This window comes from Streptomyces griseus, assembly GCF_900460065.1.
GTDB lineage: Bacteria > Actinomycetota > Actinomycetes > Streptomycetales > Streptomycetaceae > Streptomyces > Streptomyces griseus.
The window spans coordinates 33,227-48,413 of record NZ_UAVD01000011.1 but is presented as its reverse complement, the minus strand read 5'-3'; the positions used below and the strand labels follow the sequence as shown (position 1 = coordinate 48,413).

11 protein-coding genes are annotated in these 15,187 nt (G+C 73.0%); 8 read left to right on the top strand and 3 right to left on the bottom strand.

What is annotated here, in order from left to right:
• Positions 1 to 5 precede the first annotated feature (5 nt).
• Positions 6 to 2,525, bottom strand: coding sequence for a 4-alpha-glucanotransferase (malQ, locus tag DTB53_RS06445; protein WP_012380941.1), 2,520 nt, complete (start codon positions 2,523 to 2,525; stop codon positions 6 to 8).
• Positions 2,526 to 2,837, bottom strand: a complete 312-nt coding sequence (locus tag DTB53_RS06440; RefSeq protein ID WP_003969131.1) for a hypothetical protein — start codon at positions 2,835 to 2,837, stop codon at positions 2,526 to 2,528. It lies immediately after the preceding gene.
• 352 nt (positions 2,838 to 3,189) lie between these two features.
• On the opposite strand from DTB53_RS06440, the gene DTB53_RS06435 reads away from it, so the two are divergent.
• On the top strand, positions 3,190 to 6,180 hold the full coding sequence (locus tag DTB53_RS06435; protein ID WP_042497187.1) for a glycoside hydrolase family 84 protein: 2,991 nt from the start codon (positions 3,190 to 3,192) through the stop codon (positions 6,178 to 6,180).
• 39 nt (positions 6,181 to 6,219) lie between these two features.
• On the opposite strand, the gene DTB53_RS06430 is transcribed toward DTB53_RS06435, so the two are convergent.
• Positions 6,220 to 6,756, bottom strand: coding sequence for an HNH endonuclease (locus DTB53_RS06430; protein WP_003969129.1), 537 nt, complete (start codon positions 6,754 to 6,756; stop codon positions 6,220 to 6,222).
• Positions 6,757 to 7,070: 314 nt separating this feature from the next.
• Between DTB53_RS06430 and DTB53_RS06425 the strand changes: the two genes are divergently transcribed.
• The 7 genes from DTB53_RS06425 to DTB53_RS06395 all read left to right on the top strand — a co-directional run bounded on the left by DTB53_RS06425 (position 7,071) and on the right by DTB53_RS06395 (position 15,066).
• The gene (locus tag DTB53_RS06425; RefSeq protein ID WP_042497185.1) at positions 7,071 to 8,135 is read left to right on the top strand and encodes a mechanosensitive ion channel family protein; all 1,065 of its coding nucleotides are present in this window, start codon (positions 7,071 to 7,073) and stop codon (positions 8,133 to 8,135) included.
• A 215-nt stretch (positions 8,136 to 8,350) separates the two neighbouring features.
• A complete protein-coding gene (locus DTB53_RS06420) occupies positions 8,351 to 9,574 on the top strand; it encodes an ROK family transcriptional regulator (protein WP_012380938.1) in 1,224 nt (407 codons plus the stop codon).
• Positions 9,575 to 9,633: 59 nt separating this feature from the next.
• Complete coding sequence (locus tag DTB53_RS06415) at positions 9,634 to 10,965, top strand: ABC transporter substrate-binding protein (protein WP_012380937.1); 1,332 nt, start codon at positions 9,634 to 9,636, stop codon at positions 10,963 to 10,965.
• A gap of 6 nt (positions 10,966 to 10,971) precedes the next feature.
• Positions 10,972 to 11,913: a carbohydrate ABC transporter permease gene (locus DTB53_RS06410; protein ID WP_012380936.1), complete on the top strand. Its 942-nt coding sequence runs from the start codon at positions 10,972 to 10,974 to the stop codon at positions 11,911 to 11,913.
• Between the two features lie 3 nt (positions 11,914 to 11,916).
• Entirely contained in the window at positions 11,917 to 12,825 is a 909-nt protein-coding gene (locus DTB53_RS06405; protein ID WP_003969123.1) for a carbohydrate ABC transporter permease, read from the top strand.
• Position 12,826: 1 nt separating this feature from the next.
• Positions 12,827 to 14,092, top strand: coding sequence for a 6-phospho-beta-glucosidase (locus DTB53_RS06400; RefSeq protein ID WP_003969122.1), 1,266 nt, complete (start codon positions 12,827 to 12,829; stop codon positions 14,090 to 14,092).
• Entirely contained in the window at positions 14,083 to 15,066 is a 984-nt protein-coding gene (locus tag DTB53_RS06395; RefSeq protein WP_042497184.1) for an N-acetylglucosamine kinase, read from the top strand. The genes DTB53_RS06400 and DTB53_RS06395 overlap by 10 nt, the downstream gene beginning before the upstream one ends.
• The last annotated feature ends 121 nt before the right edge of the window (positions 15,067 to 15,187 follow it).

Below are 15,187 nucleotides of genomic sequence, written 5' to 3'. Positions count from 1 at the left end.
AACGCCTAGGGACGGCGCTCGCCCGGGGGTGCCGTATGAGGCTTTCGGGGCCGCAGGACGTCCATCAGCGCGTGCAGCCGGGGCGAGGCGGTGATCTCCTCCAGGGTGACCGGATGCCCCTCGGCGTCGGCGATCGGGAGGCGCCAGTTGGGGTACTGGTCCCAGGTGCCGGGGAGGTTCTGCGGGCGGCGGTCGCCGACGGTGTCGGGGAGCCAGACGCCGGTCATCCGGGCGGGGGTGCGCAGCAGGAAGCGGTGGACGGCCCGGACGGCGGCCTCCTCGTCGCCGTCGCCCTCGGGGAGCATCCGCAGCCGGGCGAGGAGCGCCAGCCATTCGGCGGTGTCGGTGAGGTCGGCGGTCAGCTCCTCCTCCAGGGAGCGGGTGAGCAGGCCGAGCCGGTGGCGCAGCGTCACATGGTCGCCGGTCAGCCGGGCGGCGGTGGAGGGCAGATCGTGGGTGGTGGCGGTGGCCAGGCAGTCCCGGCGCCACTTCTCCGGGGCGATCGGCCGTCCGTCGCCGTCCCAGTCCCGTTCGAACCAGAGCACCGAGGTGCCGAGCACGCCGCGCCGGGCGAGCGCCTCGCGCACCCCGGGGGCGACGGTGCCGAGGTCCTCGCCGACGACGACGGTGCCGGCCCGGTGGGCCTCCAGGACGAGGACGGCGAGCATCGCCTCGGCGTCGTGGGCGACGTACGTGCCGTCGGTGGGCGGGCTGCCCTCGGGCACCCACCAGAGCCGGAACAGGCCCATGACGTGGTCGATGCGCAGGGCCCCGGCGCCGGCCAGCAGTCCGCGCAGCAGGCCCCGGTAGGCGGCGTAGCCGGTGGCGGCGAGGGTGTCGGGGCGCCAGGGCGGCAGGCCCCAGTCCTGGCCGCGCGCGTTGAAGGCGTCGGGCGGCGCGCCGACGGACATGCCGTGGGCGAAGGCCTCCTGCTGGGCCCAGGTGTCGGCGCCGGCCGGGTGCACGCCGACGGCGAGGTCGTGGACGATCCCGACGCTCATCCCTGCTTCCTCGGCGGCGCGCTGGGCGGCGGCGAGCTGGTCGGCGGTCAGCCAGGCGAGGCGGCAGTGGAAGTCGACCCGGTCGAGCAGTTCGGAGCGGGCGCGGGCGGTCCCGGACGAGCGGGGGTCGCGCAGGGCCTCGGGCCAGGTGCGCCAGTCGGGGCCGTGCACCTCGGCGAGCGCGCACCACAGGGCGTGGTCCTCCAGCGCCTGGCCCTGCTCGGCCAGGAAGTCGCAGTAGGCGGCGCGGCGGCCGGGGGTGAGCGGCACCTCGACGACCAGCTCCAGGGCCTGCCGCTTCAGCTCCCAGACGGCGTCCCGGTCGATCAGGGCGCCCTTGTTCAGCACGGCCTCGCTGAGGGCGTCGGCGCCCTGCCGGAGGTCGTCCAGGGCGGCCCGGTCGCGGACGTGGCCGTATTCGGGGACCGACTCGACGCGCAGGTGCACCGGATCGGGGAACCGGCGCGAGGACGGGCGGTAGGGGGAGGGGTCGGTCGGCCGCCCGGGAACAGCCGCGTGCAACGGGTTGACCTGGACGAACCCGGAGCCGAGGGTCCGACCGGCCCAGGCGGCGAGGTCGGCCAGGTCACCGAGGTCGCCCATGCCCCAGGAGCGGGCGGAGAGCAGGGAGTAGAGCTGGACCAGGAAGCCGTGGGAGCGCTCGGGCGGCTGGGGGACGCGGGCCGGGGCGACGACGAGGGTGGCCGTGGCGCGGCGGTGGTCCGGCGTACGGACGTGGACGCGGTGGACGCCGGGGGGCGGCGGGATCCACCAGGCGGGAACGGCCGCCGGGACCACGGGCGCCTCGTCGGCGCGACGCGGGTGCGTGTGCGGCGCGGATGCCGACGGGAGGGCGGTGGCGGGCGCGGACGCGGTGGCGGGCGCGGACGCGGTGGCGGGCGCGGACGCGGTGGCGGACGGTGACGCGGACGCGGACGCGGACGCGGCGGGGGACGCCGATGCGGTGGCGGTCCCCGCGACGGGCGTCACGGCCGGGGCGGAGTCCGCGTTTCCCGCCTGCGTCACGGGCGGCACGGCGACTGCGGCGGGCGCGGCGGCTTCCGTGGCGGGCGGCGCGGCGGCTGCGGCGGCGACGGGCGCGGTGGTGGTGGCGGCGGTCCCGGGGGGCGTCAGGGGCGCGGCAGCGGCTCCCGGGGGCGGCGGCACGGGCGGGGCGGGGGCCGACGCCCGGGCCCGCATGCTCAGCGGGGCGGGCGGGCGGCCCGAGGGGCCCGGGGTGTCGGCCGGCTCCGGCTCGACCGTGACGGTCGAGCCGGAGGGCAGCCCGGCGAGGGAGGGCGGCAGGGGCTCGCCGGCCCAGACCACCACGGTCGGCGGCAGCAGGCGCGAGCGGGACTCCGCGGCGACGAGGCACTTCCGTACGTCCGCCGGAGTGCCGGCGTCGACGCCCAGCGCGGCGAGCACGGCGATGACCGTGTCGTCGGGGACGGACACCGTGACATCCGGCGACGGGGAGTAGGAGGTGGCGACACCGTGCAGTGCGGCGAGCCGGGACAAGCCCATTCAGACTCCTGGGAACTCCATGCCCCCTGCGGTGCCGGGTGCGGTCGGCTCGCTGGTCAGAGGGGCGACGGCGGCGAGCGGAGGCTCGCTCGTGAGAGGGGTGGCATCGGCGAGCGGCGGCTCGCTGGTCAGCGGCGCGGAATCGGCGAAGGAGGATTCGCCGAGCAGGAGGGAGACGTCGGCGAGCGGCGGCCCGCTGATCAGGTGGGCGACGTCGGCGAGGGGGAGTTCGCTGGTCAGCGGCGCGGACTCGGACTGCGTGGGTACCTGTTTGGAGAGGGCGGAGAACAGAAGCTGCGCGGCAGCGGGCATGGTGGCCTCCTGGCCGTGGAGAACAGGACACAGCAGGCCTACCCAGGCCTCGTCGCGGCAGACGTGGACGTGATGCAGGCGTTATGACAACGAGCCCAACGTGCTCTGGGTCACACTCGGTTCCCCCGGACGGCAGGTATGGGCCGTTTTCAGCCAGTCCCGTCCGCCCCACCGGCCCCAGAGGGCTCGAAGGCGTCGCTATTACCGGCAAATACGGCAGAACGGCCACGCGCATTGACACCCTCGCGCCCGGGTGGTGGGCTCGGAACCCGCCGGGGCCCGCACGCGCGGTCCGAGGGGTCGGCACGGCGGTCCATCGTCGGCTGTTGGTACGTACGAAGGGGAGCGCGACGTGCGGATCGGGCGCAGAAGGCAGGCAACGGCCGTGGCCGTCGCCGTGATCGGCGGACTCCTCGGATCCGTCTCCGTCGCTCCGGCCGCGACGGCCGCTCCCGCCGACCCCGGCAGGCCCGCGGTCGGCTCCGCCGACCGGACCGACAGTCCGCGGACCCCGTCCGTCTGGCCCCGGCCGCAGAGCCTGCGGACCACCGGACCCGCCGTGGAGCTGGGCTCGCAGGCCACGCTCGTCGCCGCGCCCGACGCCGATCCGTACGCCGTCGAGCAGGCGCGCGCGCTGCTGCGCGGGGCGGGCGTCCGGACCCTGCACGAGAGCCTGCCGGGCGGCGGGCCGGTGGTCCGTGTCGGCGGCAGCGGAGCCGTCGAGGCACTGCGGGCGCTGCGCGCGCCCGACCGGGCCGATCTGCCGTCGGGCGGCTACCGGATCGCGGTCGGCCAGGTCTCCGGACGCGCCACCGTCGCTCTGGACGGGCTCGGCGCCGACGGCCTCTTCCACGCCGTCCAGACCCTGCGCCAGCTGATCGCCGACGGCTCGGTGGCCGGTGTGACCGTACGGGACTGGCCGGGAACCGCCGTCCGCGGCATGGCCGAGGGGTTCTACGGAGAGCCGTGGACCAGCGAGGAGCGGCTCGCCCAGATCTCCTTCATGGGCCGCACCAAGCAGAACCGCTATCTCTACGCGGCGGGCGACGACCCCTACCGGCTGGCGCGCTGGCGCGACCCGTACCCGGCCGAGAAGCGGGCCGACTTCCGCGCGCTCGCCGAGCGGGCGCGCGCCGAGCACGTCACGCTCGGCTGGGCGGTCTCGCCCGGTCAGGCGATGTGCATGGCCTCGGACCAGGACGTCCGGGCGCTGACCAGGAAGATCGACGCCATGTGGGCGCTGGGCATCCGGGTCTTCCAGCTCCAGTTCCAGGACGTGAGCTACAGCGAGTGGCACTGCGACCTGGACGCGGAGACCTTCGGCAGCGGTCCGAAGGCGGCGGCCCGCGCGCAGGCCAGGGTCGCGGGCGCCCTCGCCCGTCACCTGGAGGAACGGCACCCGGACGCGGTCCCGCTCTCGGTGCTGCCGACGGAGTTCTACCAGGACGGGGCCACCGACTACCGCACCGCGCTGGCGGCCGAGCTGGACGACCGGGTGCAGGTGGCCTGGACCGGCGTCGGCGTGGTGCCGAAGAAGATCACCGGCGGTGAACTGGCCGGGGCCCGCGCCGCCTTCCGGCACCCGCTGGTGACGATGGACAACTACCCGGTCAACGACTACGCCCAGGACCGCATCTTCCTCGGCCCCTACACCGGCCGGGACCCGGCGGTGGCGAGCGGTTCGGCGGCGCTGCTGGCCAACGCCATGGAGCAGCCGTCCGCCTCCCGGATCCCGCTGTTCACCGCCGCGGACTTCGCCTGGAACCCGAAGGGCTACGACCCCGCCGCGTCCTGGCGGGCGGCGATCGACGATCTGGCGGGCGGCGACGCGGGCGCCCGGGAGGCGCTGCTGGCGCTGGCCGGGAACAGCGCGGGCTCGGTGCTCGGCGCTGAGGAGTCCGCCTACCTCCAGCCCCTGTTCGACGCGTTCTGGAGCTCCCGCGCGGACGCCGCGCGCCGCGACCGGGCGGCGGACGGGCTGCGGGCGGCCTTCTCCGTGATGCGCGGCGCCCCCGAGCGGCTGAAGACCCCCGCCGACGGCCGGCTCACCGAGGAGGTGCGCCCCTGGACGGAGCAGCTGGCCCGCTACGGCCGGGCCGGTGAGCTGGCGGTGGATCTGCTCCAGGCCCAGGCCGCCGGGGACGGCGCCGCCGCCTGGCGCGTCCAACTGGCCCTGGAGCCGTTGCGCGAGGAGATCGGGGCGAGCCGGGCCACGGTCGGCAAGGGGGTGCTGGACCCGTTCCTGGACCGGGCGGCGAAGGTGGCCGCCGGGTGGAACGGCACCGACCGCGCCTCGGGCCGGGTCACGAAGGACGCGCACAGCTATACGGTCGAGCTGGCCGGGCCCCGCCCGGTGGAGGCCGTCACGGCGCTCGCCGAGCCCGGGTCCGCCCTCACCGGCGCGGTCGTGGAGGCGCGCGTGCCCGGCCAGGGGTGGCGGGCGCTCGGGAAGCTCTCGCCGAGCGGCTTCACCCAGACCGCCGCGAAGGGGCTGCGCGCCGACGCCATACGGGTCACGGTGCCCGAGGCCGCCCGGACCGTCCCGCCCTCGTACCTGAGCCCGTCCCTGCCCCCCTCCCCCGCCGTCGTGGCGGGGTCCCCGCAGGTGCGCGCCCTGGTGCCGTGGTTCCGCGACGAGCCCGCCGCCACGCTCGACCTGGCGCGCGGCGAGACGGACGCGGAGATCGGCGGCGAGCCCCAGCGGGTCGAGGCCCGGCTGGCCGGGCGGCGTCCGGTCGAGGTGAAGGGCAAACTGACCGCGAAGGCCCCCGAGGGCATCGAAGTGCGGGTGCCCAAGCAGACGACCGTGCCGCGCGGATCGCGTACCGACGTGCCGGTGGAGGTGACGGTCCCGGCGGACACCCCGGCGGGCGAGTACGAGGTCCCGCTGGCCTTCGGCGGCCAGGAGTCCACGCTGACCGTGCGGGCCTTCCCGCGCACCGGCGGCCCGGATCTGGCACGTACGGCGAGGGCCTCGTCGTCCGGCGACGAGACCCCGGACTTCCCCGCGTCGGCGGCCCTCGACGGCGATCCGGAGACGCGGTGGTCCTCGCCGGTGGAGGACGGGGCCTGGTGGGGGGCCGAGCTGCCGAAGCCGGTGCGGCTGGGCCAGGTGGTGCTGAACTGGCAGGACGCGTACGCCTCGCGCTACCGGATACAGGTCTCCGCCGACGGCCGCGTCTGGCGCACCGCCGCGACGGTGACGGAGGGCCGGGGCGGGCGCGAGTCGGTCCGGATGGACGCGAAGGACACCCGGTTCGTCCGGGTGCAGGGGGACGGCCGGGCGACGGAGTACGGCTACTCGCTCTGGTCGGTGGAGGCGTACGCGGTCGTGGACGACTGAGCCGTACGCCTGACGCGGCGGGACGACGAAGGCCCGGTCTCAGGCGGACACGCCGTCGATCCGGGCCATCACGTCGTCCGCGCCGAACGGTTGCAGATACGGCAGCCAGCGCGGGTCGCGGTGTCCGGTCCCGATGATCCGCCAGGCCAGGCCGGTCGGCGGGGCGGGCTGGTGGCGCAGCCGCCAGCCGAGCTCGGGCAGATGGCGGTCGGCCTTGACGTGGTTGCAGCGGCGGCAGGCCGCCACCACGTTGTCCCAGGCGTGCTGTCCGCCGCGGCTGCGCGGGATGACGTGGTCGACGCTGGTCGCGGCGGCCCCGCAGTACATGCAGCGCCCGCCGTCCCGGGCGAACAGCGCCCGCCGCGTCAGCGGGACGGGGCCCCGGTAGGGGACGCGGACGAAGCGCTTGAGCCGGACCACGCTGGGGGCGGGCACGGCACGGGTGGCGCTGTGCAGGAAGGAGCCGGACTCCTCGAGGCAGATGGCCTTGTTCTCCAGGACGAGGACGAGCGCGCGGCGGAGCGGTACGACGCCGAGCGGCTCGTACGACGCGTTGAGAACCAGGACGTGCGGCACGGTGGATGCCTCCTTGTACGCCGGCGGCGCGTGGCTCGCGCCGGGACGATCCGATCTCAGTCTCTCCTCATGCCTGGTCAAAGCGCCACCACGTACGGGTAACGGGCCGGGAGGATTTTTCTCACTCCGGGCTCCGCACCCCGTCCGCCGATACCGAACAGGTGTTTCACCTGGGAGGCCGTCCGCCCTGTGTGATCGGCCACAGCGGAGGTGTTCCCGGTGAGACCCGTCTCTCCTGCCGCGACGGCAACGATCCACTCCCCCGGCTTCGTTAGTGTTGTTGACCAGCCGTCGTCCCCGTGGAGGTCCCTGTCGTGTCGCTGTCCGTCCTCTTGGCCGCAGCTCCGTCTCCCGAGCCGGGCGGCTCGCTGGGCGAAGCCGCCGAACAGGCCGGGAACGCCGCGGGCTGGGTCGAGGAGAACTGGTCCACCTGGCTGAGCACCGGGTTGCGCATCCTGCTGATCGTGGCCGTCGCGATCACGCTGCGTTATCTGATCCGGCGCGCCCTGACCAATCTGATCGAGCGGATGAACCGCAGCGCCCAGGCGGTGGAGGGCACGGCTCTGGGCGGGCTGCTGGTGAACGCCGAGCGCAGGCGCCAGCGCTCGGAGGCGATCGGCTCGGTGCTGCGCTCGGTGGCCTCGTTCGTGATCATGGGCACGGCCGCCCTGATGGTCCTGGGCGCCTTCAAGATCAATCTGGCGCCGCTCCTCGCCTCCGCCGGTGTCGCGGGTGTGGCGCTCGGTTTCGGCGCCCGCAACCTGGTCACGGACTTCCTCTCCGGCGTCTTCATGATCCTCGAGGACCAGTACGGGGTCGGGGACACCGTCGACGCCGGGGTGGCCTCCGGCGAGGTCATCGAGGTCGGGCTGCGCGTCACCAAGCTCCGCGGCGACAACGGCGAGATCTGGTACGTCCGCAACGGCGAGGTGAAGCGGATAGGCAACCTCAGCCAGGGCTGGTCCACGGCCGGGGTCGACGTCACGGTCCGCCCGACCGAGAACCTGCAGCACGTCCGCGAGGCGATCGCCACGGCCGCCGACGCGATGACGAAGGAAGAACCCTGGTCGGAGCGGCTCTGGGGCCCGGTGGAGGTGCTCGGCCTGGACGCGGTCCTGCTGGACTCCATGACCGTCCGCGTCACCGCCAAGACGATGCCGGGCAAGGCGCTCGGGGTGGAGCGCGAGCTGCGCTGGCGCATCAAGCAGGCGCTGGACGACGCGGGCATCCGGATGGTCGGCACCCTGCCGCTCCAGACGGAGGGCGAGTCCGCGGCGGACCCGACCGCCGCGATGGCGGCCCCCTCCGCGTACGCCTCGGCGACCTCCCCTCAGTCCCTGGCGACGACGCCGATACCGCCGCCGAACCTGAGCAAGTAGTCCCGGCCGCGACGCCCCCGGCCGCCCCCCGCACACCGGGGTGGCGGCCGGGGGCGTCGCCGTGCCGGGTAACACTTTGATTGCCGGACGGGGGTCACCCATTGACGCCCCGGTGACCTGCGCCCTACCGTCCTCTCAACCGAATAGGAAACTTTCCTAACAGAGTTTCTCCGGATCCGCTCCGGAGCTCCCGAACAGAGGGCGGTGCATCCACGATGGCGGGAACCACTCCCGGCGCACCCGGCACACCGGGCACACCACGGGTGCTGCGGGCCATGAACGACCGGGCCGCCCTCGATCTGCTGCTGGAGCACGGGCCGCTCTCCCGGACCCGGATCGGGAAGCTCACCGGCCTCTCCAAGCCCACCGCCTCCCAGCTCCTGGCCCGGCTGGAGGCGGCCGGCCTGGTCGTCGCCACCGGGACCAGCGAGGGGCGCCCCGGGCCCAACGCGCAGCTCTACACCGTGAACGCGCGGGCCGCCCATGTGGCCGGGCTCGACGTGAACGGGCGGCGCATCGTCGCCGCCGTCGCGGACGTGACCGGGCGGACCGTCGGGGAGTTCGAGCTGGCGACCCCGGGGCGGCGCGCCGACAGCGTGGTGCGGCAGGTCGCCGACGCGCTGGACGGGGCCGTGAAGGACGCCGGGCTCACCCGCGCCGACGTCCACCGGATCGTCATCGGCACGCCGGGCGCCTTCGACCCGGGCACCGGACGGCTGCGGTACGCCTCGCACCTGCCCGGCTGGCACTCCTCCACCCTGCTGGACGAGCTGGCCGCGTTCCTGCCGATGCCGGTGGAGTACGAGAACGACGTCAACCTGGTCGCCGTCGCCGAGCAGCGCCTCGGTGCGGCCCGCGGCCACGAGGACTTCGTCCTGCTGTGGAACGAGGAGGGCCTCGGCGCCGCCCTCGTCATCAACGGCCGGCTGCACCGCGGCTTCACCGGCGGCGCGGGCGAGGTCGGCTTCCTGCCGGTGCCCGGCACCCCGCTGGTGCGCCAGGTCGTCAAGGCCAACAGCGGCGGCTTCCAGGAGCTGGCGGGCGCCCAGGCGGTGCCCCGGCTCGCGAAGGCGCTGGGCGTCGACACCCCGCAGCAGCCGTACGCGAAGGTCGCCGCCGACCTGCTGGCGCGGGCGGCCGACGCGTACGAGCGGGACGCGGCGCTCACCGAGCTGCTGCGCCAGTACGCCCAGCGGCTCGCCACCGGGCTCGCCTCCGTCACCGCCGTCCTGGACCCCGGGCTGATCGTGCTCTCCGGCGGCGCGGTCGCGGCGGGCGGCGAGATCCTGCGCTCCCTGATCCAGTCCGAGCTGGCCGAGCTCGCCGCCTCCCGGCCGCGGCTCGTGGTCGGCGAGATCGACCGCACCCCCGTCCTGCGCGGCGCCCTGGAGAGGGCGCTCGCCGACACCCGCGACGAAGTGTTCGACACCTCGCGCTGAACCACGCTCCTCCCCTGTCCCCCGTCGTCTGCCTCTTCCCCTTCCCTGGGAGTTTTGTCATGCGCACAAGCCGTCTCACCACCACCGCTGTCGCCGTCGCCGCGATATCGGTCCTCGCCACCGCGTGTACCGGCCAGTCCGAGGCCGGGGCCTCCGACGACCCGAACGCGAAGACCACGATCAACTTCTGGCACGGCTGGAGCGCGCCCGCCGAGGTGAAGGCGGTCGAGGACAACATCGACCGGTTCGAGAAGGCCCACCCGAACATCACGGTGAAGGTCTCCGGCAACATCAACGACGACAAGCTCAACCAGGCGCTGCGCGCGGGCGGTTCGGACGGGCCGGACGTCGTCTCCTCCTTCACCACCGCCAACGTCGGCAAGTTCTGCTCGTCCGGCGCGTTCGCGGATCTGAAGCCGTTCATCGAGAAGTCCGAGCTCGACCTGGAGAAGACCTTCCCGAAGGTCCTCCTGGACTACACCCAGTTCGAGGGCAAGCGCTGCGCCCTGCCGCTGCTCACGGACGCCTACGGCCTCTACTACAACAAGGACGCCTTCGAGAAGGCCGGGATCACGGCGCCGCCGAAGACGATGTCGGAGCTGGCGAGCGTCGCCAAGAAGCTGACCGTCGAGAAGGGCGGCAGCTACGAGCAGCTCGGCTTCATGCCGACCTTCCACGGCTACGAGACCGTCGCCAGCCACTACATGTCCTCGTGGGACCACACGTACTTCGACGAGAACGGCAAGTCGAACATCGCCAAGGACCCGGCGTTCGCGGAGATGTTCACGTACCAGAAGAAGCTCGTCGAGGACCTCGGCGGCTACGAGAAGCTGGAGAAGTACCGCGGCACCTTCGGTGACGAGTGGGGCGCCAAGCACCCGTTCCACACCGGCCAGGTGGCCATGCAGCTGGACGGCGAGTGGCGGCTCGGGATGGCCGAGAGCGCGGGGGCCGGCTTCGAGATCGGCGTCGCGCCGATGCCGGTCGCCGACGACGAGGCCGACAGCTACGGCAAGGGCTTCCTCTCCGGCACCATCGTGGGCATCGCCCCGGCCAGCAAGAAGCAGAACGCCGCGTGGGAGCTGGTCAAGTACATGACCAGTGACACGAAGGCGGTCGTCGAGTTCGCCAACGGCATCCGCAACGTGCCGTCCACCCTCGACGCCCTGAAGTCGCCCGACCTGAAGTTCGACCCGCGGTTCAAGACCTTCCTGGACATCGCCCAGCACCCCAAGTCCAGCACCTCGGACGGGGCCGTCAACGGGTCGACGTACCAGCTGACGCTCCAGGACTTCGGCTACCAGTACGAGAAGGGCGCGGTGAAGGACCTCCAGGCCGGCCTGGAGAAGACCGCCCGGCAGATCGACACCGACATCGCCAAGGCCAAGTAGCCCCCGATGACGACGCACACGCTCCGCTCCAAGCGCCGCAGGTCGGCGCTGCGCACGGTGGCCTTCATGTCGCCGTGGCTGATCGGGTTCTCGGTCTTCTTCGCGTATCCGATGGTCTCGACCGTCTACTTCTCCTTCACGCGGTACGACGGCTTCGGGGCCCCGGCCTTCAACGGGCTGACCAACTGGACGTACGTCTTCAGCGACTACCCGATGTTCTGGCCGTCGCTGTGGAACACCCTGTGGCTGGTCCTCGTCATGGTCACCTGCCGGGTCGTCTTCGGCCTCGGCATCGGCATGCTGATCACCAGGATCAAGACGGGGACCGGGGTCTTCCGGACCCTGTTCTACCTGCCCTATCTGGCCCCTCCGGTCGCCGCGACGCTCGCCTTCGTCTTCCTGCTCAACCCCGGTACCGGGCCCGTCAACGCGATCCTCGGGGAGCTGGGGCTGCCGACGCCGGGCTGGTTCAACGACGCCACCTGGTCCAAGCCGGCGCTCACCCTGCTCGCGGTCTGGGGCATCGGGGACCTGATGGTCATCTTCATGGCGTCGCTGCTGGACGTGCCGACCGAGCAGTACGAGGCGGCCGAGCTGGACGGCGCGTCCGCCTGGCAGAAGTTCCGCTTCGTGACCCTGCCGAACATCTCGCCGATCGTGATGTTCGCCGTGGTGACGGGCGTCATCCAGGCGATGCAGTACTACACGCAGCCACTCGTCGCCGGGAAGGTCGCCTCGGGGGTCATCGGCGGCTCCGGCCAGTCCTTCGAACCCGGCTATCCCGACAAGTCGACGCTGACGCTCCCGCAGCTCGTCTACAACCTGGGCTTCCAGCGCTTCGACTACGGCGCCGCCACCGTCGTCGCCCTCGTCCTGTTCGCCCTGGCCATGGCCTTCACCGCGCTGCTGATGCGGGGCCGCAACAACCTGATCCAGGCCGGTGACTGAGCCATGACCCAACTCCTCGACCCCGTCGGCAGGACCGCCGCCTCCCCGGAGCGGCCCGTGCTCACGCCCGCCGCACGCACCGCCCGCCGCAAGGCGCTGCTGCACTGGATCGCCGTGCACTCCCTCGGGATCGCCGCCGCGCTCTTCTTCGTGCTGCCGTTCGTCTTCGTGGTGCTCACCTCCCTGATGAGCGACCAGCAGGCGCTGACCCGCGACCTCACCCCGAACACCTGGGAGTGGGGCAACTACGAGCGGGTCTTCAACACCCCGGGCTTCCTGACCTGGTGGCGCAACACCCTGCTGTACGCGGGTGTCGGCACCGTGCTCACCGTGGTGTCGTCGGTCCCGGTGGCCTACGCCCTGGCGAAGTTCCGCTTCCGGGGCCGCAAGCTGTCGCTGATGCTCGTCATCTCGATGATGATGCTGCCGCCGCAGGTCATCATCATCCCGATGTACCTGTTCTGGGCGAAGCAGATGGACCTGTCCGGCACCCTGTGGCCGCTGATCATCCCGATGGCCTTCGGCGACGCGTTCTCCATCTTCCTGCTGCGGCAGTTCCTGCTGACCATCCCGAACGAGTACCTGGACGCCGCCAAGGTCGACGGCTGCGGCGAGTTCCGTACGCTGATGAAGGTCGTCCTGCCGATGGCCAAGCCCGGAATCGCGGCCATCGCCCTCTTCCAGTTCTTCGCCGCCTGGAACGACTACTTCGGACCACAGATCTACGCCTCCGAGAACCCGGCCGCCTGGACGCTCAGTTACGGCCTCGAATCCTTCAAGGGCGCACACCACACCGACTGGAACCTGACCATGGCCGCGACCGTTCTGGTCATGGCCCCCGTGATCGCCGTCTTCTTCTTTGCCCAGAAGGCATTCGTCGAGGGCGTCACACTGACCGGAGTAAAGGGCTGACATGAAGCTCGCAGTAGTGGGTGGCGGGTCCACCTACACCCCTGAACTGATCGACGGATTCGCCCGGCTGCGGGACACGCTGCCGATCGAGGAGCTGGTGCTCGTCGATCCGGCGGCCGACCGCCTGGACCTGGTGGGGGGTCTCGCCCGGCGGATCTTCGCCAAGCAGGACCACGCCGGGAGGATCACCACCACCACCGACCTGGACGCGGGCGTGGCCGGCGCCGACGCCGTCCTCCTCCAGCTGCGCGTCGGCGGACAGGCCGCGCGGAACAAGGACGAGACCTGGCCGCTGGAGTGCGGCTGCGTCGGCCAGGAGACCACCGGCGCCGGCGGCCTCGCCAAGGCGCTGCGGACCGTGCCCGTCGTCCTGGACATCGCCGAGCGGGTGCGCCGCACCAACCCGGACGCCTGGATCATCGACTTCACCAACCCGGTCGGCATCGTCACCCGGGCCCTGCTCCAGGCCGGCCACAAGGCCGTCGGCCTGTGCAACGTCGCGATCGGCTTCCAGCGCAAGTTCGCCCGGCTGCTGGACGTGAACCCCTCCGAGGTCCACCTGGACCACGTCGGGCTCAACCACCTCACCTGGGAGCTGGGCGTGCGCCTGGGCGGCCCGGACGGCGAGAACGTCCTGCCGAAGCTGCTGGCCGAGCACGGCGACGCCATCGCGGACGACCTCCACATGCCGCGCCAGATCGTGGACCGGCTCGGCGTCGTCCCCTCGTACTACCTGCGCTACTTCTACTCCCACGACGAGGTGGTCAGGGAGCTCGGCACCAAGCCCTCCCGGGCCGCCGAGGTCGCGGCGATGGAGAAGGAACTGCTCGCGATGTACGGCGATCCGACGCTGGACACGAAGCCCGAGCTGCTCGCCAAGCGCGGCGGCGCGTTCTACTCCGAGGCGGCCGTGGACCTGGCGGCCTCCCTGCTGGGCGACGGCGGCTCCCCGGTCCAGGTCGTCAACACCCACAACAACGGGACCCTGCCGTTCCTCCCGGACGACGCGGTCATCGAGGTCCAGGCCCGGGTCGGGCACGACGGCGCGACCCCGCTGGCCGTCCCGGCGCTGGACCCGCTCTACGCGGGCCTCATCGCCAACGTGACGGCGTACGAGGACCTCGCCCTGGAAGCCGCGCTGCGCGGCGGCCGGGACCGGGTCTTCAAGGCGCTCCTCGCCCACCCGCTGATCGGCCAGTACGACTACGCCGAGGGCCTCACCGACCGGCTGATCGCGCACAACCGGGAGCACCTTTCGTGGGCGTGAACGTCTCGGTCGTCGCCATCGACGCGGGCAACAGCAAGACCGACGTGGCGCTGATCGGTGAGGACGGCACGGTGCTGTCCTCGGCGCGCGGCGGCGGCTTCCAGCCGCCCGTGGTCGGGGTGCCGGCCGCGGTCGACGTGCTGGCCGCCGCGCTGGAGCTGGCCGTCGCCGAACTGCCGGAGGCCACCGGCGCGTTCGGCGCGTCCGCCCATGTCTCCGCGTGCCTGGCCAACGCCGATCTACCGGTCGAGGAGGCCGAGTTGGCCGAGGCGCTGGAGGCCCGCGGCTGGGGCGCTTCGGTGGAGGTGCGCAACGACACCTTCGCGATCCTGCGCGCCGGGGTGGACGAGCCCCGGGGCGTCGCGGTGGTGTGCGGGGCGGGGATCAACTGCGTGGGCATGACCCCGGACGGGCGGACCGCCCGCTTCCCCGCGATCGGCCGGATATCCGGTGACTGGGGCGGCGGTTCGGGGCTCGCGGAGGAGGCGCTGTGGTTCGCCGCGCGCGCCGAGGACGGGCGCGGCGAACCCTCCGAGCTGACCCGTGCGCTGCCCGGCCACTTCGGGCTCGACTCGATGTACGCGCTCATCGAGGCGCTGCACCGGGGCGGGATCCCGACGGCACGGCGGCACGAGCTGACGCCGGTGCTGTTCGCGACGGCCGCGGGCGGGGACCCGGTGGCCCTCGCGCTGGTGGAGCGGCTGGCCGAGGAGGTGGTGGCGATGGCCTCGGTCGCGCTGGGGCGGCTCGGCCTGCTGGCGGAGGAGGCTCCGGTGCTGCTGGGCGGCAGTGTGCTGGCCGCACGCCATCCGCAGCTGAACGACCGGATCACCGAACTCCTCGCGGCACGCGCCCCGAAGGCCGGGGTGCGCGTCGTGTCCGAGCCGCCGGTGCTGGGCGCGGCGCTGCTGGGCCTGGACCGTACGGGCGCGGCGCCGGAGGTCCACCGGAGGCTGCGCGCGCAGTACGTCTGAGGACCGCGACCGGTCGGGAGTCGGCGGGGCGTCCTCCCACGCGATGCGCGTGGGGGACGCCCCGCGTTCGTTTCCTCGTACGGGTGAACGGCCGGCGTACGAGGGGCGGGAGGGAACCGAT